The sequence below is a fragment of the Pseudogulbenkiania sp. NH8B genome (assembly GCF_000283535.1).
Lineage (GTDB): Bacteria > Pseudomonadota > Gammaproteobacteria > Burkholderiales > Chromobacteriaceae > Pseudogulbenkiania > Pseudogulbenkiania ferrooxidans.
Genome location: NC_016002.1, coordinates 178,519 through 194,937 on the forward strand (window position 1 = coordinate 178,519; position 16,419 = coordinate 194,937).

Annotated in this window: 15 protein-coding genes; 12 read left to right on the top strand and 3 right to left on the bottom strand. The window is 66.3% G+C overall.

The genetic code is table 11. The features are described 5' to 3' along the window. The 3 genes from mreD to NH8B_RS00755 are packed head-to-tail and all read right to left on the bottom strand — an operon-like array spanning position 1 to position 2,481. A complete protein-coding gene (gene mreD / locus NH8B_RS00745; RefSeq protein ID WP_014085608.1) occupies positions 1 to 504 on the bottom strand; it encodes a rod shape-determining protein MreD in 504 nt (167 codons plus the stop codon). A gap of 2 nt (positions 505 to 506) precedes the next feature. Continuing rightward, positions 507 to 1,394 carry a rod shape-determining protein MreC gene (mreC, locus tag NH8B_RS00750; protein ID WP_014085609.1) on the bottom strand — a complete coding sequence of 296 codons (888 nt, stop codon included), beginning with the start codon at positions 1,392 to 1,394 and terminating at the stop codon, positions 507 to 509. A gap of 43 nt (positions 1,395 to 1,437) precedes the next feature. Then, positions 1,438 to 2,481: a rod shape-determining protein gene (locus NH8B_RS00755; RefSeq protein ID WP_008954690.1), complete on the bottom strand. Its 1,044-nt coding sequence runs from the start codon at positions 2,479 to 2,481 to the stop codon at positions 1,438 to 1,440. A 216-nt stretch (positions 2,482 to 2,697) separates the two neighbouring features. Here NH8B_RS00755 and gatC point away from each other — a divergent pair, with 216 nt between their 5' ends. The 12 genes from gatC to ftsW all read left to right on the top strand — a co-directional run bounded on the left by gatC (position 2,698) and on the right by ftsW (position 16,316). After that, positions 2,698 to 2,985, top strand: coding sequence for an Asp-tRNA(Asn)/Glu-tRNA(Gln) amidotransferase subunit GatC (gene gatC, locus NH8B_RS00760; protein WP_008954691.1), 288 nt, complete (start codon positions 2,698 to 2,700; stop codon positions 2,983 to 2,985). Between the two features lie 84 nt (positions 2,986 to 3,069). Beyond that, positions 3,070 to 4,521, top strand: coding sequence for an Asp-tRNA(Asn)/Glu-tRNA(Gln) amidotransferase subunit GatA (gene gatA, locus NH8B_RS00765; protein ID WP_014085610.1), 1,452 nt, complete (start codon positions 3,070 to 3,072; stop codon positions 4,519 to 4,521). 170 nt (positions 4,522 to 4,691) lie between these two features. Continuing rightward, positions 4,692 to 6,119: an Asp-tRNA(Asn)/Glu-tRNA(Gln) amidotransferase subunit GatB gene (gene gatB, locus NH8B_RS00770; protein WP_014085611.1), complete on the top strand. Its 1,428-nt coding sequence runs from the start codon at positions 4,692 to 4,694 to the stop codon at positions 6,117 to 6,119. A gap of 310 nt (positions 6,120 to 6,429) precedes the next feature. Next, positions 6,430 to 6,876: a division/cell wall cluster transcriptional repressor MraZ gene (mraZ, locus tag NH8B_RS00775; RefSeq protein WP_014085612.1), complete on the top strand. Its 447-nt coding sequence runs from the start codon at positions 6,430 to 6,432 to the stop codon at positions 6,874 to 6,876. Further along, positions 6,873 to 7,835, top strand: coding sequence for a 16S rRNA (cytosine(1402)-N(4))-methyltransferase RsmH (rsmH, locus tag NH8B_RS00780; RefSeq protein ID WP_014085613.1), 963 nt, complete (start codon positions 6,873 to 6,875; stop codon positions 7,833 to 7,835). Before mraZ ends, rsmH begins: the two co-directional genes overlap by 4 nt. Continuing rightward, positions 7,832 to 8,104, top strand: coding sequence for a cell division protein FtsL (gene ftsL / locus NH8B_RS00785; protein ID WP_014085614.1), 273 nt, complete (start codon positions 7,832 to 7,834; stop codon positions 8,102 to 8,104). The genes rsmH and ftsL overlap by 4 nt, the downstream gene beginning before the upstream one ends. Beyond that, complete coding sequence (locus tag NH8B_RS00790) at positions 8,104 to 9,852, top strand: peptidoglycan D,D-transpeptidase FtsI family protein (RefSeq protein ID WP_014085615.1); 1,749 nt, start codon at positions 8,104 to 8,106, stop codon at positions 9,850 to 9,852. The genes ftsL and NH8B_RS00790 overlap by 1 nt, the downstream gene beginning before the upstream one ends. Further along, a complete protein-coding gene (locus tag NH8B_RS00795; RefSeq protein WP_014085616.1) occupies positions 9,849 to 11,342 on the top strand; it encodes a UDP-N-acetylmuramoyl-L-alanyl-D-glutamate--2,6-diaminopimelate ligase in 1,494 nt (497 codons plus the stop codon). The genes NH8B_RS00790 and NH8B_RS00795 overlap by 4 nt, the downstream gene beginning before the upstream one ends. Next, a complete protein-coding gene (gene murF / locus NH8B_RS00800; RefSeq protein WP_014085617.1) occupies positions 11,326 to 12,687 on the top strand; it encodes a UDP-N-acetylmuramoyl-tripeptide--D-alanyl-D-alanine ligase in 1,362 nt (453 codons plus the stop codon). The genes NH8B_RS00795 and murF overlap by 17 nt, the downstream gene beginning before the upstream one ends. Before the next feature lie 12 nt (positions 12,688 to 12,699). Further along, positions 12,700 to 13,785: a phospho-N-acetylmuramoyl-pentapeptide-transferase gene (gene mraY / locus NH8B_RS00805; protein WP_014085618.1), complete on the top strand. Its 1,086-nt coding sequence runs from the start codon at positions 12,700 to 12,702 to the stop codon at positions 13,783 to 13,785. Positions 13,786 to 13,794: 9 nt separating this feature from the next. Then, positions 13,795 to 15,162, top strand: a complete 1,368-nt coding sequence (gene murD / locus NH8B_RS00810; protein WP_014085619.1) for a UDP-N-acetylmuramoyl-L-alanine--D-glutamate ligase — start codon at positions 13,795 to 13,797, stop codon at positions 15,160 to 15,162. Beyond that, complete coding sequence (gene ftsW / locus NH8B_RS00815) at positions 15,159 to 16,316, top strand: putative lipid II flippase FtsW (RefSeq protein WP_014085620.1); 1,158 nt, start codon at positions 15,159 to 15,161, stop codon at positions 16,314 to 16,316. The genes murD and ftsW overlap by 4 nt, the downstream gene beginning before the upstream one ends. The last annotated feature ends 103 nt before the right edge of the window (positions 16,317 to 16,419 follow it).

Here is a 16,419-nt window from a genome sequence, read left to right on the forward strand (position 1 = left end):
CTAGACCGAATGCTGCCGGTACGGCAGCAACAGCAGCTTGGTCAGCAGCGGCCACAGCAGCGCGCCGACCAGCGGCGGCAGGAAATAGCTCCAGCCGACGAAGGCGGCGCCGGTGATCATGCGCGCCACCACCATGATGGTCTGGTTGGCCAGCATCAGCGCGAGCACGGCCAGCGCCTGCTGACCGAGGTTGAACATCACCAGCTGGCGCTGCTGGCGCAAGGCCAGGTAGCTGGTGATCGAATAGGCCAGCGCATGTTGGCCGAACAACCCGGCGGTGGCGGCATCCGCCACCAGCCCCAGCAGGAAGGCGCTGCCGATATTGACGCGGCGCGGCTGGTTGATCACCCAGTACAGCAGCAGCAGCCCGATCAGGTCGGGCAGCCAGCGTGTGGAGCCCGCCGGCAGCGGGATCAGTTCGACCAGCACGGCGATGACGAAGGTCAGGAAGATGAAGCGGCGCTTAACCGGCTTCAGCAGTTCTTTGGGGCGCTCAAACGGCATGGTTACTCCGTGCGGCGGGGCGGGGCGGCGTCAGGTGGCGGCGGTGGCGCGGCCGGCACGTGCTGCTTCGGGTTCAGCACCAGCACGAAACGACTCTCCTGCACCCCGGCCACCACGCTGGTGGACAGCCGGGCGAAGGCGGCGCCGGTGTTGCGCTCGATCTTGCCTATGCGCGCCACCGGCAGCCCGGCCGGGTACAGGTCGTCGATGCCCGAGGTCACCAGCAAGTCCTTCTCCTGCACGTCGGCGTGGTTCGGTAGGTAACGCACTTCGACGCCACCGCCGTAGCCGTACAGGATGGCGCGCGCGCCGGTGCGCTCGATCATCACCGGCACCATGTGGTTCTTGTCGATGATCAGCGTTACCTCGGCGGTCAGCGGCTGCACCCGCGTCACCTGGCCGATCAGCCCCTGACTGTCGATCACCGGCTGGCCCGGACTGATTTGGGCGTCCGCGCCCTTGTCGATGATCAGCTTGTAGGAAAACGGGTCGCGCCCGGTATAGAGCACCTCGGCCAGCTGGCCGCCCTCGGCGCGCGACGACTTGAGCTCGTTGAGCTGGCGCAGTTCGCGGTATTCGCGTTCCACGGTGGCGAGCCGTGCGAGCTGCGCCGACATCTGCAGGCGCTGGCTCTTCAGCGCGTCGTTCTCGGCCTTCAGCTCCGCCTGCGCGGTGAAGAAGTCGATGACGTGGCGCGCGCCGGCAAACGGCACGTTGACCGCGCGCTGTACCGGGTATAGCGCCACCGAGAGCGCTTCGCGCACGTGCTCCATCAGGCCGTAGCGGCTATCGCCGATCAACAGCGCGATCGACAGCAGCACGCACAACGCGAGACGCACCGCCGGGTGCGGGCCCTGGCGGATGAAGCTGGGATTGTTGGCAAAGTCCATCTGGCAGGACGTCCGGCCGGTTCAGGCCGGACGCGAATCCGGTTCAGGGTACGTTGGTGAAGATGGTGCCGATCTTGTCCATCTTTTCCAGCGCCTTGCCCGAGCCGCGTACCACGCAGGTCAGCGGCTCTTCGGCGACGATCACCGGCAGACCGGTTTCCTCGGCCAGCAGGCGGTCGATGTCCTTCAGCAGCGCGCCACCGCCGGTCAGCACCATGCCCTTGTCGGCGATGTCGGCGCCCAGTTCCGGCGGGGTCTGCTCCAGCGCGATCTTCACCGCGGAGACGATCTGGTTCAACGGCTCGGTGAGCGCCTCGAGGATCTCGTTGGACGACACGGTGAAGGCGCGCGGGATGCCCTCGGCCAGGTTGCGGCCCTTGACTTCCATTTCCTTCACTTCGGCGCCCGGGAAGGCCGAGCCGATGGTTTTCTTGATCTCTTCGGCGGTGGTCTCGCCGATCAGCATGCCGTAGTTGCGGCGGATGTAGTTGATGATGGCTTCGTCGAACTTGTCGCCGCCGACGCGCACCGAGTTGGAGTACACCACGCCACCCAGCGAGATGACGCCCACTTCGGTGGTGCCACCGCCGATGTCCACCACCATCGAGCCGGTCGGCTCTTCCACCGGCAGGCCGGCGCCGATCGCGGCGGCCATCGGCTCCTCGATCAGCTCGACGCGGCGCGCGCCGGCTGCCAGCGCCGAGTCCTTGATGGCGCGGCGCTCGACCTGGGTCGAACCGCACGGCACGCAGATCACGATGCGCGGGCTGGCGGAGAAGAAGCGGCTCGGCGTCACCTTCTTGATGAACTGCTTGAGCATCTGCTCGGTCACGGTGAAGTCGGCGATCACGCCGTCCTTCATCGGGCGGATCGCCTGGATCGAGCCCGGGGTGCGGCCCAGCATGCGCTTGGCTTCCAGACCGACGGCCAGGATCGACTTCTTGTTGGTCGGGAAGTCGCTGTGAATCGCCACCACCGACGGTTCGTCCAGCACGATGCCCTTGCTGCGCATGTAGATCAGGGTGTTGGCGGTGCCGAGGTCGATGGCGAGGTCGTTCGAGAAGTATCCGGTGAGGGAACGAAACATGGGGTGGTCCTGGTTCAGTGTTCGTGTTGTCGGGACAAGCCCGCAATGGCGCTAATGGTCGTGGTCTAGCGGCTTCCCCTGGTCGCCGGAAGGACGGCAAGAACCGTCAAATGACCCCCGGTGGAACGGTGTGGCGAAGCGTCGAATCTTGGGTGAATCAAACAGTCTATGATACCCTATCAGCCTTGAATTATTAAAGGTTTTAACGAGGACACCATGTCGCTGACGCATCAGGATGTCGCGCGGATCGCCAAGCTGGCCCGCATCGCCGTAACCGACGAAGAAATCGTGGCGGTGGGCGCTCAACTCAACAATATTTTCGGCCTGATCGAGCAGATGCAGGCCGTCGATACCGATGGCATCGAACCGATGGCCCATCCGCAGGACGTGAGCCTGCGCCTGCGCGATGATGTGGTGACCGAATCGGACCGCCGCGCCGCCTTCCAGGCCATCGCCCCGCAGGTCGAGAACGGCCTGTTCCTCGTCCCCAAAGTCATCGAATAACCAGAGATTGATTCTGGCAAGGTTGGTTCCCGGCGCACGCGCGTTTCGGCCAACCTGCCGAGCTTATCGAGATTTTACGACACCATGATTAACGCCACCCTCAAGGCGCTGTCGCAGCAACTGGCGGCAAAAGCCGTGTCCAGCGAGGAACTCGCCGGGCTTTACCTCGACCGCATCGCGGCGCTCAACCCGACGCTCAACGCCTTCATCAGCGTCGACCGCGACAAGACCCTGGCCGAAGCGCGCGCCGCCGACGCCCTGCGCGCCGCCGGCCAGGCCGGCCCGCTCGCCGGTGTGCCGATCGCGCACAAGGACATTTTCTGCCAGCAGGGCTGGAAGACCAGCTGCGGCTCGAAGATGCTCGACAACTTCGTCTCGCCCTACGACGCCCACGTCATCGAGCAGTGCCGCGCCGCCGGCCTGGTGACGCTCGGTCGCACCAATATGGACGAGTTCGCCATGGGCTCGTCCAACGAGAACAGCTTCTATGGCCCGGTGAAGAACCCGTGGGACCTGGCGGCGATTCCCGGCGGCTCGTCCGGCGGCTCCGCCGCGGCAGTGGCGGCGCGCCTCGCCCCGATCGCCACCGGCACCGATACCGGCGGTTCGATCCGCCAGCCGGCCTCGCATTGCGGCGTAACCGGCATCAAGCCGACCTACGGCGTGGTGTCGCGCTACGGCATGGTGGCCTACGCCTCCTCGCTCGACCAGGGCGGCCCGCTGGCGCAGACCGCCGAGGACTGCGCGCTGCTGCTCAACGTCATGGCCGGTTTCGACCAGCGCGATTCGACCAGCCTCGAGCGCGCCAAGGAAGACTACAGCCGTGACCTGAATGCGCCGCTGAACGGCCTGAAGATCGGCCTGCCGCGCGAATACTTCGCCGAGGGCCTGTCCGCCGACGTCGCCGGCGTGGTCGACGGCGCCATCGCCGAACTGAAGAAACTGGGCGCCGAGGTGGTCGAGATCAGCCTGCCCAACACCCGGCTCTCCATCCCGGCCTACTATGTGATCGCCCCGGCCGAGGCCTCGACCAACCTCAGCCGCTACGACGGCGTGCGCTACGGCCACCGTGCCGCCGAGTACAAGGACCTGGTCGACATGTACGAGAAGACCCGCGCCGAGGGCTTCGGCGCCGAGGTCAAGCGCCGCATCATGGTCGGCACCTACGTGCTGTCGCACGGCTACTACGACGCCTACTACCTCAAGGCGCAGAAGATTCGCCGCCTCATCGCCAACGACTTCAAGGCCGCGTTCGAACAGTGCGACGTGATCCTCGGGCCGGTGGCGCCGACCGCGGCGTTCAATATCGGCGAGAAGTCGGACGACCCGGTGCAGATGTACCTGTCGGACATCTACACGCTGTCGGTCAACCTGGCCGGTCTGCCCGGCATGAGCGTGCCGGCCGGCTTCGCCGCCAACGGGCGTCCGGTGGGGCTGCAGATCATCGGCAACTACTTCAGCGAAGCCAAGATGCTGAACGTGGCGCACCAGTTCCAGCAGGCCACCGACTGGCACCAGAAGGCGCCGGCCCTGTAAGTCTGCGGCGGCACAACCCGAATACGGCGCTGGGCGCGCTGGCCGTACCAGTATGTACTGTCTGCGCCCGCCCGGCTTGTCTTCGGGCCGTTCGCACGCAGGCTGGAAGTTTACGTTTTCGAAGGGCGGTGCTTTTGCCCCGTTCTTTCATGTAGAAGGATTTTCCGACCATGAAATGGGAAGTCGTCATCGGCATTGAGGTGCACGTGCAGCTCAATACCGCATCGAAAATTTTCTCCGGCGCCTCCACCGCCTTCGGCGCCGCACCCAACACCCAGGCCTCGGCAGTCGAGCTGGCCTTCCCTGGCGTGCTGCCGGTGTTGAACCGCGCGGTAGTGGATAAGGCCATCCGCCTCGGTCTGGCGCTGGACGCCACGATCAACCAGAAGAACGTGTTCGCGCGCAAGAACTACTTCTATCCCGACCTCCCCAAGGGCTACCAGATCAGCCAGATGGAGCTGCCGATCGTCGAGCACGGCAAGCTCAAGATCCTGGTCGGCGACGAGGAGAAGGTGATTGGCGTCACGCGCGCCCACATGGAAGAGGATGCCGGCAAGAGCCTGCACGAAGACTTCCAGGGCCTGTCGGGCATCGACCTCAACCGCGCCGGCACGCCGCTCTTGGAGGTGGTGTCCGAGCCCGACATGCGCTCGGTGGATGAGGCGCTGGCCTACGTCAAGGCGCTGTACACGCTGGTGACCTGGTTGGGCATCTGTGACGGCAACATGCAGGAAGGCAGCTTCCGCATGGACGTCAACGTCTCGGTGCGCCCGGAGGGCCAGAAGGAATTCGGCACCCGCCGCGAGATCAAGAACCTCAACTCGTTCCGCTTCCTCGAGCAGGCCGCCAAGTACGAGATCCAGTGGCAGATCGACACACTGGAAGATGGCGGCAAGGTGCAGCAGGCCACCGTGCTGTTCGATCCGGACAGCGGCGAGACGCGCATGATGCGCAGCAAGGAAGATGCGCACGACTACCGCTACTTCCCCGATCCGGACCTGCTGCCGGTACGCATCGACAGCGCCCAGATCGAGGCCATCCGCGCCGAGATGCCCGAGCTGCCTGACGCGATGCAGGCCCGCTTCGTCGCCGAGTTCGGCGTGTCGGCCTACGATGCCGGGCTTCTGACCAGCTCGCGCGCCCTGGCGGCGTACTTCGAGACCGTGGCCAAGGTTTCCGGCCAGGGCAAGCTCGCCGCCAACTGGGTCAACGGCGAGATCGCCGCGCGCTTGAACCGCGACGGCAAGGAGATCGGCGACTGCCCGATCGCCGCCGAACGGTTGTCCGGGCTGATCGCGCGCATCGCCGACGGCACGCTGTCGTCCAAGCTCGCCAAGCAGGTGTTCGAGGCGATGTGGGACAGCGAACTGTCCGCCGATGCCATCATCGAGCGCGATGGCCTGAAGCAGGTGTCCGACGTCGGCGCCATCGAGAAGATGGTCGACGAGGCTATCGCCGCCAACCCCAAGGCGGTGGAAGAGTTCCGCGCCGGCAAGGAAAAGGCGCTCAACGCGCTGGCGGGCCAGGTGATGAAGGCCTCCAAGGGCAAGGCCAATCCGGCCCAGGTACAGGAAATCCTCAAGCATAAACTGGCCTGACGGCCGGTGCGGCAGAGGCCGGGCCCCGACCCGGCGACAGGCGACATGCCACGGCATGTCGCCTGTATTTTTTTGGCCGTTCTGCGCTGTTGTATTCCCCCTTTTCACAGCCTACTTTCAACGCTTTTTTTAAGCTGCTGATTTAATAGGATTAATCTCGGCATGGTCTTTCTAAGCCCTTGTCTTAAAAGGAGGTTGTGTTCCGGCTCAGGTTGACCCTATGACGCTTCTTTCTTATAGTGGCGAAAAGTGGGGTGAAGTGGGTAAAAGTGGGGTGTGATCTCCAAACCAGAGGCTTAATGTCCGAATCATGATTGGTGGCGTCAACGTCGTGTCTCTCGATAGCAAGGGGCGTCTGGCCATTCCGGCCCGGCACCGCGAGACGCTGCTGTCCAGGTTCGGCTCCAAGCTGGTGGTGACGCTGGAGGCGCGCGATCACCTGCTGCTCTACCCCGAGCCCAATTGGCGCCCGGTCGAGGCCCGGCTCCTGGCGCTGCCCTCCGGCAATCCCATGCTCAAACGCTACCAGAAGCTGGTGCTGGGCCATGCCGAACTGCTCGACATGGACAGTGCCGGCCGCATTCTGCTGTCGCCGCGCCTGCGCGGTCTGGTCAACCTCGACAAGGACGTTGCGCTGGTGGGCATGGGCAACCGTTTCGAACTGTGGGATGCCGCCGACTGGGATGCCCAGACCAGCGACGCCCTGGACATCGACCCCGCCGAACTGTCTCAGCATCTCGGAGATTTCACGTTGTGAGTGCCCCCGTTTTTTCGCACCTTACGGTGCTGCTTAGCGAAGCTGTAGCCGCGCTCGCCGTTCGTCCGGACGGCGTGTACGTCGACTGCACCTTCGGCCGCGGTGGGCACAGCCGCCTCATCCTGTCGCAATTGGGCCCGGCCGGCAGACTGGTCGCCTTCGACAAGGACCCCGAGGCGATTGCCGCCGGTGAGCGTCTGGCCGCGGAAGACCCGCGTTTCACGCTGGTGCACGAAGGTTTCGAAACACTCGCGCGCGAGCTCGACCGGCTCGGCATCGCTCGCGTCGACGGTGTGCTGATGGATCTGGGCGTGTCGTCGCCGCAGATCGACGACGCCCGGCGTGGCTTCAGCTTCCGTTTCGACGCGCCGCTCGACATGCGCATGGATACCAGCCGCGGCCTGACCGCGGCGGAATGGCTGGCCACGGCCGCCGAAGAAGACATCAGGGAGGTCATCAAGACTTATGGTGAAGAGCGGTTTGCTCGCAAGATCGCAGCAGCCATTGTTGCGCAACGGGAGCTCGCTCCCCTCGAAACCACGCGTCAGCTCGCCCAGCTCGTTGGGCAGAACGTCCGTACTCGCGAACCGGGTCAAGACCCCGCGACGCGCACGTTCCAGGCCATCCGCATCTACATCAACCGTGAACTGGAAGAGCTGAAAGCGGTGCTGCCGCAAGCGGCGCAAAGGTTGGCCGAAGGCGGCCGCCTGGCCGTGATCAGCTTCCATTCGCTGGAAGATCGCATCGTCAAGAACTTCATGCGGGACGCCAGCAGCGACGCCAAGCTGCCCTCCTGGGTCATGGTGCGCAGCGCCGACCTGCCCGAGCCGCCACTACGCACCGTCGGCAAGCCGGTGCGCGCCAGTGACGACGAGGTGAAGGGCAACCCGCGTTCGCGCAGTGCCATCATGCGCATCGCCGAGCGCACCGCCGGTGCCTGGCGCGAGGAGGCGGTGTGAACAAGCTCAATGCCATTTTGCTGGCCATCCTGGTGCTGTGCGCGTGGTCCGTGGTGACCTCGCAGCACGTGTCGCGCCAGCTCTACAGCAATCTGGAACGCGAGCAGAAGTCGGCCCAGCAGCTGCAGGTCGAGTACGGCCAGCTGCTGCTGGAGCAGAGCACCTGGGGCGCGCATGCGCTGATTGAAAAGACCGCCGCCTTGCGGCTCGGCATGAAGACGCCCGAGCAACGCCAGGTCCAGGTAGTCACCCCCTCGGGAGGGACCTGATGCGCGTCTACTCAATGAATACGCGTTCCCCCAAAGCCAGCCCCGCCCTGCGTATGACGCCAGGGCGTGTGCGTTTGGTGCTGCTGGCTCTGGCGCTGCTGTTCCTGGCCCTGATCGGGCGTGCCCTCTACCTGCAGGTGGCGCAGCAGGATTTCCTGCAGAACCAGGGCGAGGCCCGGTTCCGCCGCGCCCTGGTGCTGGAGGCCAACCGTGGCGTGATCACCGATCGCAACGGCGAGCCGCTGGCGATCAGTTCGCCGGTGCAGACCATCTGGGCCAGTCCCGCCAGCATGGAGCCGGTGCCGCCGGCCAAGCTGCGCGAACTGGCGCGGCTGCTGGAGCTCGGCCCGGCCGAACTGGATGCCAAGCTGTCCGATCGCAAGCGCGAATTCGTCTACCTCAAGCGCCAGATCAGCCCGGAGCTGGCCGACAAGGTGATGGCGCTGGGCATTCCCGGCATCGCCAAGCAGCAGGAATTCCGCCGTTTCTATCCGGCCGGCGAAAGCATGGCGCAGCTGATCGGCTTCACCGGCGTCGATGGCCGCGGCCAGGAAGGCCTGGAACTGGCGCGCGAGAAGATGCTGGCCGGCAAGAACGGCCGGCGCGTGGTGCTGAAGGACCGGCGCGGCCACATCATCGAAGACGTGGCGGCCATCGAATACCCGAAAGACGGCCAGACGCTGAATCTCGCGATCGACCAGCGCATCCAGTATCTGGCCTACCGCGAACTGGCGGCGGCCGTGGAGGTCAATAAGGCCAAGGCTGGCAGCATCGTGGTATTGGATGGCAAGAGCGGCGAGCTGCTGGCGCTGGCCAACGTACCGTCGTTCAACCCCAACAGCCGCAAGGAGCTGGACCCGGAACGCCGCCGCAACCGCGCCGTGATCGACATGTTCGAACCGGGTTCGACCATGAAGCCGTTCCCGATCGCCATGGCGCTCAACGCCGGCAAGGTCAATCCGAACATGGTGTTCGACACCAACCCGTACTCGATCGGCCCGGCGCGGGTACGCGACTCGCACCCGAAGCCGTCGATGACGCTGACCGAGGTGATCCAGAAGTCGTCCAACGTTGGTGCCTCCAAGGTGGCGCTGCTGTTCTCGCCGGAGCAGATGTGGACGTTCTACGACGAGGTCGGTTTCGGCCGCAGCGTGCACGCCGGTTTCCCGGGTGAAATCGCCGGCCGCCTGCGCCACTGGCAGAGCTGGCGCCCGATCGAGCAGGCCACCATGTCGTTCGGCTACGGTGTGTCGGTGAGCCTGCTGCAGCTGGCGCGTGCCTACACCATCTTCACCAACAACGGTTCCTTGCTGCCGGTGTCGCTGACCCGGCTGAGTTCACCGTTGCCGGCCAAGCCGATCATTTCCCCGGACGCGGCGCGCAAGATGCGCGAAATGCTGATGACGGTGACCCAGGCCGGGGGTACCGGGACGCGGGCCCAGGTGCTGGGCTACAACGTCGGCGGCAAGAGCGGTACCGCGCGCAAGCTGGTCAACGGCGGCTACCAGGCCGACAAGCACCGTGGCCTGTTCATCGGCTTCGCGCCGGCGACCAATCCGCGCCTGATCGTGGCGGTGATGATCGACGAACCCGGCGCCGGTAGTTACTACGGTGGCTCGGTGGCCGGTCCGGCCTTCTCCAACACCATGGCCGGGGCGTTGCGCATCATGGGGGTCGAGCCCGACGCTCCCTCCAACAATTCATTGCTTCCGGTCAATCAGGTACCGGAGATACGAGAAGATACATGAAGAGTCTGTTGACCCCGCTACCGGACTGGGATCCGGCCGAGCTCGATACCCTGGGGCTGCCGCTCAAGCGTGTCGAGACGGACAGCCGCCGCGTGCTGCCGGGCGACGTGTTCCTGGCGTGCCGCGGCGAGTACGCCGACGGCCGCCAGTTCATTCCGATGGCGCTCGCCAACGGTGCCGCCTGCGTGCTGTGGGACCCGGCCGACGGCTTTAACTGGAACCCGGCCTGGAACGTACCCAACCTGGCGGTGCCGCAGCTGCGCGCGCGCGCCGGCATCGTCGCCAGCCACGCCTATGGCGAGCCGAGCCGCGCCATGACGGTGATCGGTATCACCGGCACCAACGGCAAGACCTCGATCTCGCACTGGCTGGCGCAGGCGTTCTCGTTGCTAGCGCACAAGGCGGCGCTGATCGGCACCGTCGGCAACGGCTTCTACGGCGCCCTGACCGAGACCACCCATACCACGCCGGACCCGGTGACGGTGCAGCAGAAGCTGGCCGAGTACAAGCGCCAGGGCGCCGACGTGGTGACCATGGAAGTGTCCTCGCACGGTCTCGACCAGTTCCGCGTCAACGGCGTCAGCTTCGCCACCGCGGTGTTCACCAACCTGACGCGCGACCACCTCGACTATCACGGCTCGATGGAAGAATACGGCGCCTCCAAGGCGCGGCTGTTCCATTGGGAAGGGCTGCGCCACGCCATCATCAACGCCGATGATGCCTTCGGCCGCGAGCTGGCCGCCGGTATCGATCGCCAGCGCACCCAGACGGTGACCTACGGGTTGGAGCAGGGCGACGTGCGCGCGCAGAACCTGTCCGCCACCCTCGACGGCCTGCAGATGACGGTGACCACGCCGTGGGGCGAGGGCGAGCTGCGCAGCCCGCTCTTGGGCCGTTTCAACGCCGCCAACCTGCTCGCCTGTCTCGCCACGCTGTGCGTCAACGGCGTGTCGCTGAAGGACGCGGCGGCGGTGCTGTCGCGCATCCAGCCGGCGCGCGGGCGCATGCAGCGCCTGGGCGGCGGTCACGAGCCGCTGGTGGTGATCGACTACGCCCACACCCCGGACGCGCTGGAGAAGGCGCTGGCCACGCTGGCCGAGATCCGCCCCGCCGGCAACCGGCTCTACTGCGTGTTCGGCTGCGGTGGCGACCGCGACAAGGGCAAGCGCCCGATGATGGGAGCCATCGCCACCCGCATCGCCGACGTCGCGGTGGTGACCAGCGACAACCCGCGCAGCGAAGAGCCGCAGGCCATCATCGCCGACATCCGCGCCGGCATGGGTGAGACCGGCCACGTCGAGGCCGACCGTGCCGCCGCCATCCGCTGGGCGATCGCCGCGGCGCGCGCCGGCGACATCGTGCTGGTGGCCGGCAAGGGGCACGAGGAATACCAGGACATCCGCGGCGTGAAGCAGCCGTTCTCCGATTTCCGCATCGCCGAAGAGGCGCTCACGGCCTGGAGCGAGGTGCACGATGCTGATGCTGTCTGACGTGGCGCAACTGGCCGGCGGCCGCCTGGCCGGTGCCGATGCCGAGGTGACCCGGGTGGTCACGGACAGCCGTGCCGCCGGGCCGGGCGATCTGTTCGTGGCGCTCAAGGGCGAGCATTTCGATGCGCACGATTTCGTCGCCGACGTGCTGGCGCAGGGCGCGGCAGGGGCCCTGGTGCGCCAGGACTTCGCGCTGCCCGGTGCGGCGCTGGTCCAGGTGGACGACACCCGGCTGGCGCTGGGCCGGCTCGCCGCCGGCTGGCGCGCCCGTTTCGAGCTGCCGCTGGTCGGCATCACCGGTTCCAACGGCAAGACCACGGTCAAGGAGATGCTGACGGCGATCCTCGCTGCCCATGCCGGGCGCGACACGGTGCTCGCCACCGCCGGCAACTTCAACAACGACATCGGCCTGCCGTTGACGCTGCTCGGCCTGAATGCCGGCCATCGCTACGCGGTGATCGAGATGGGCATGAACCATTTCGGCGAAATCCGCTATCTGACCGGGCTGGCCCGGCCGCGCGTGGCGCTGGTCAACAACGCACTGCGCGCCCACCTGGGCGGGGGCTTTTCCGGCACGGCCGACATCGCCCGTGCCAAGAGCGAAATCTTCGAAGGGTTGGCCGAAGACGGCGTGGCGGTGATCAATGCCGACGATCCCCACGCCACCATCTTCCGCGCCGCCGCCGCCGGTCATCGCCTGCTCAGTTTCGGTTTGGGCGAGGCCGATGTGAACGCTCGCGACGTGACGCTGTCCGATACCGCTGCCCATTTCGTCCTGTGCTCGCCGCAGGGGGACGTGGCGGTCGCGCTGCCGGCGCCGGGGGAACACAACGTGCGCAACGCGCTCGCCGCCGCCGCCGCCGCGCTGGCGCTGGAGGTGCCGCTGGCAGCCATCGCCGCCGGTCTGGCCGGCTTCGCCGGGGTCAAGGGCCGGTTGCAGCGCAAACGCGCCGGCAACGGCGCGACGCTGATCGACGACACCTACAACGCCAACCCGGACTCGATGAAGGCCGGCATCGACGTGCTGCTGCAGGCGCTGGCGCCGCGCTGGTTCGTGATGGGCGACATCGGCGAACTGGGCGAGAACGCGCCGGCACTGCATGCCGAGGTCGGCGCCTACGCCCGGGAACGCGGGCTCGACGCCCTGCTCACGCTGGGCGACTTGAGTCGTCACGCCGCCGCCGCCTTCGGCGCCGCGGCAAACCATTTTGATACGCTGGATGCGCTGCTCTCCTATCTCGACAGCCATCTGCCGGCAGATGCCACCGTGCTCGTAAAGGGGTCGCGCTTCATGCGCATGGAGCGGGTGGTCGAGCATCTGACCGGACAACGACAAGAACATTAAGGGAGTGTAGCCGTGCTGCTTTGGCTGGCCGATTGGCTGAAAGATTACGTCCGGGCGTTTTCCGTCCTCAACTACGTCACCCTGCGTGCGGTGATGGCGGCGTTGACCTCGCTCGGCATCTCGCTGCTGATGGGGCCGTGGGTGATCCGGCGCCTGACCGAATTGAAAGTGGGGCAGGCGGTGCGTTCCGACGGCCCGCAGAGCCATCTGGTGAAGACCGGCACCCCGACCATGGGCGGCACGCTGATCCTGCTGGCGATCGGCGTCACCACGCTGCTGTGGGCAGACTGGAGCAACAAGTACATCTGGCTGCTGCTGGCGGTGTTGTTCGGCACCGGCGCCATCGGCTTCTACGACGACTGGCGCAAGGTGGTGTACCGCGACCCGAAAGGCATTTCGGCGCGCGCCAAGATGTTCTGGCAGTCGGCCATTGCCATCGGCGCCGGGGTGTTCCTGATCACCACCGCCAAGCTGCCGGCGTCGACCGAGTTCATCGTGCCGTTCTTCAAGAACGTGGTCTATCCGTTGGGGGCGATCGGTTTTTGCATCCTGACCTATTTCGTCATCGTCGGCACCTCCAACGCGGTCAACCTCACCGACGGCCTGGACGGCCTGGCGGCGCTGCCGACGGTGCTGGTCTCCGGCGCCCTGGCGATCTTCGCCTACGTGGCCGGCAACATCGTGTTCGCGCGCTACCTCGGCCTGCCGCACATCCCCGGCGCACACGAAGTGGTGGTGTTCTGCGCCGCCATCTGCGGCGCCTGCCTCGGATTCCTGTGGTTCAACGCCTACCCGGCGCAGGTGTTCATGGGCGACGTCGGCGCCCTGGCGCTGGGCGCCGCACTCGGCACCGTGGCGGTGATCGTGCGCCAGGAAATCGTGCTGTTCATCATGGGCGGCCTGTTCGTGATGGAGGCGCTGTCGGTAATGATCCAGGTGGCCTCGTTCAAGCTCACCGGCAAGCGCGTGTTCCGCATGGCGCCGCTGCATCACCACTACGAGCTCAAGGGCTGGAAGGAAACGCAGGTGGTGGTGCGCTTCTGGATCATCACCATGATGCTGGTGCTGGCCGGCCTGACCACCCTGAAACTGCGCTGAGGACCGAAGATGCGCTTCGCCAACCGTCACATCGTCGTTGTCGGGCTCGGAGATACCGGGCTGTCCGCCGCGCGCTGGCTTGCCGCGCACGGCGCGACGGTCACCGTGGCCGACAGCCGTGACAACCCGCCCAACGCCGCGACCCTGGCCGAAAGCCTGCCCGGCGTGGCGCTGAAGACCGGCGCCTTCGACGCGACGACGTTTGCCGGCGCCGAGATGCTGGTGGTGAGCCCGGGCGTGGCGGTGGCCACCCCGGCGATCGCCGCGTTCCGCCGTGCCGGTGGCGAGGTGGTGGGGGACGTGGAACTGTTCGCGCGCGCCATCGCCGGCTCGGGCAGCAAGGTCATCGCCATCACCGGTTCCAACGGCAAGAGCACCGTCACCAGCCTGGTCGGCCACCTGTGCCGTGAGGCCGGGCTCGACACCGTGCTGGCCGGCAACATCGGCCTGCCGGTGCTGGACGCCCTGGGCGAGCGCGAAGCCAGCGGCAAGCGCCCGGACGCGTGGGTGCTGGAACTGTCGAGTTTCCAGCTGGAAACCACCACCAGCCTGAACGCCGACGCCGCCACCGTGCTCAACATCTCCGAGGACCACCTCGACCGCTACGCCGACCTGCTCGATTACGCCCACAGCAAGACCGCGGTGTTCAACGGCCGTGGTGTACAGGTGCTCAACCGCGACGACGCCCTGGTGCGCGCCATGGTGCGTCCCGGCCATGCCCAGCGCTGGTTCTCGCTGAAAGAGACGGCCGACTACGCGCTGCGCCAGGACGCCGGGCGCTACTGGCTGACAGTGGCCGGCGAGGCGGTGTTCGACTGCGCCGAGATGAGCCTGCAGGGCCTGCACAACGCTGCCAACGCGCTCGCCGCGCTGGCGCTCACCGAGGCCATCGGCGTGCCGCGCGCGGCGCTGCTGGAGGGACTCAAGACGTTCACCGGCCTGGCGCACCGCGTCGAGTTTGTCGCCGAGGTGAACGGCGTGCGCTACATCGACGACTCCAAGGGCACCAACGTCGGCGCCACCGAGGCCGCGCTCAACGGCATGACCCGGCCGGTGGTGCTGATCGCCGGCGGCGACGGCAAGGGCCAGGATTTCTCGCCGCTGAAGCCGGCGTGCGCGCGCATCGCCCGCGCTGTGCTGCTGATCGGCCGTGACGCCGGCAAGATCCGCGCCGCGCTGGAAGGGCTGCCGCTGCCGATAGTCGACTGCGCCACGCTGGAAGAGGCCACGCGCGAAGCCGCCAGGTTGGCCGAAGCCGGCGACGTGGTGCTGCTGTCGCCGGCCTGCGCCAGCCTCGACATGTTCAAGAACTACGCCCACCGCGCCCAGGTGTTCATCGACGGCGTGCGCGCGCTGCAAGCGGGGAGCGCCGCATGATCGCCAACAGCGCCCGCCGTTACGCCCCCATCACGCCGTTCGACGAGGCGTTGGGGTGGGCGATCGCGTTGCTGCTGTCGATCAGCCTGGTGATGGTGTACTCGGCGTCGATCGCCTACGCCGAGGCGGATGCGGCGACGCAGAACCGCTATTTCTACCTGATCCGCCACATGATCTTCATGGGCATCGGGCTGACCGGCGCCTACGCGGTGTTCCAGTTCCCGACCGCGTTCTGGCAGAAGTACGCCGGCAAGGTGTTCATCATCGGCGTGGTGCTGCTGGTGCTGGTGCTGATTCCCGGCATCGGCCGGGTGGTGAACGGGGCGCGGCGCTGGATCGGGCTGTTCGTCATCAACTTGCAGCCGTCCGAGGTGATGAAGCTCGCCACCGTGCTGTACGTGGCCGACTACACGGTGCGCAAGTCGCACAAGCTGCACAGCCTGAAGGAAGGCTTCGCCCCGGTGTTCGGCGCCATGGTGGTGGTGGCCTTCCTGCTGTTGCGCGAGCCGGACTTCGGCGCGCTGATGGTGGTGATGAGCATCGCCATGGGGCTGTTGTTCCTGGGCGGCATCAATATGCGCATCTTCACCGGTCTGGCCGCCATGGCGGTGGTGGCGGTGGCGACGCTGATCATCACCTCGCCGTACCGGCTCAAGCGCGTGCTGGGTTTTCTCGACCCGTGGGACGATCCCTACGGCAAGGGCTACCAGTTGTCGCACTCGCTGATCGCCTTCGGCCGTGGCGAATGGTTCGGGGTGGGGCTGGGCGGTAGCGTGGAGAAGCTGTTCTACCTGCCCGAGGCGCATACCGACTTCATCATGGCGGTGATCGCCGAGGAATTCGGTTTTGCCGGCCTGCTGGTGGTGCTCGGCCTCTACGCTTGGATCGTGCGGCGCGCCTTCCACATCGGCGTGGAGTCGAAGAAGCTGGAGCGCTACTACCAGGCGCTGGTGGCGCAGGGCATCGGCATCTGGCTTGGCATCCAGACCTTTTTCAACATCGGCGTGAACATGGGGTTGTTGCCGACCAAGGGCCTGACCCTGCCGCTGATGTCATTCGGCGGCTCGGCGATGCTGCTCAACATGGCGGCGCTGGCGATCCTGCTGAGAGTGGATTGGGAAAACAGGCGAATCATGAGGGGCTATAAGGTTTAGCCCCTCATGAAGCCACGCCAGAGGCGTGGCCAGGTACGAAGTACCGTGCTCGCCTGTTTCTGCGCAGCCCCGTAAGGGGCGCAGCTAAAACCGCCGGATTATG

Bases quoted from the DNA above. Each gene is read 5' to 3' on its own strand.
- mreC (WP_014085609.1), bottom strand. From the start codon at position 1,394: ATGGACTTTGCCAACAATCCCAGCTTCATCCGCCAGGGCCCGCACCCG.
- ftsW (WP_014085620.1), top strand. From the start codon at position 15,159: ATGATCGCCAACAGCGCCCGCCGTTACGCCCCCATCACGCCGTTCGAC.
- murF (WP_014085617.1), top strand. From the start codon at position 11,326: ATGCTGATGCTGTCTGACGTGGCGCAACTGGCCGGCGGCCGCCTGGCC.
- gatA (WP_014085610.1), top strand. From the start codon at position 3,070: ATGATTAACGCCACCCTCAAGGCGCTGTCGCAGCAACTGGCGGCAAAA.
- mreD (WP_014085608.1), bottom strand. From the start codon at position 504: ATGCCGTTTGAGCGCCCCAAAGAACTGCTGAAGCCGGTTAAGCGCCGC.
- NH8B_RS00755 (WP_008954690.1), bottom strand. From the start codon at position 2,481: ATGTTTCGTTCCCTCACCGGATACTTCTCGAACGACCTCGCCATCGAC.
- mraZ (WP_014085612.1), top strand. From the start codon at position 6,430: ATGATTGGTGGCGTCAACGTCGTGTCTCTCGATAGCAAGGGGCGTCTG.
- murD (WP_014085619.1), top strand. From the start codon at position 13,795: ATGCGCTTCGCCAACCGTCACATCGTCGTTGTCGGGCTCGGAGATACC.
- NH8B_RS00795 (WP_014085616.1), top strand. From the start codon at position 9,849: ATGAAGAGTCTGTTGACCCCGCTACCGGACTGGGATCCGGCCGAGCTC.
- NH8B_RS00790 (WP_014085615.1), top strand. From the start codon at position 8,104: ATGCGCGTCTACTCAATGAATACGCGTTCCCCCAAAGCCAGCCCCGCC.
- gatB (WP_014085611.1), top strand. From the start codon at position 4,692: ATGAAATGGGAAGTCGTCATCGGCATTGAGGTGCACGTGCAGCTCAAT.
- gatC (WP_008954691.1), top strand. From the start codon at position 2,698: ATGTCGCTGACGCATCAGGATGTCGCGCGGATCGCCAAGCTGGCCCGC.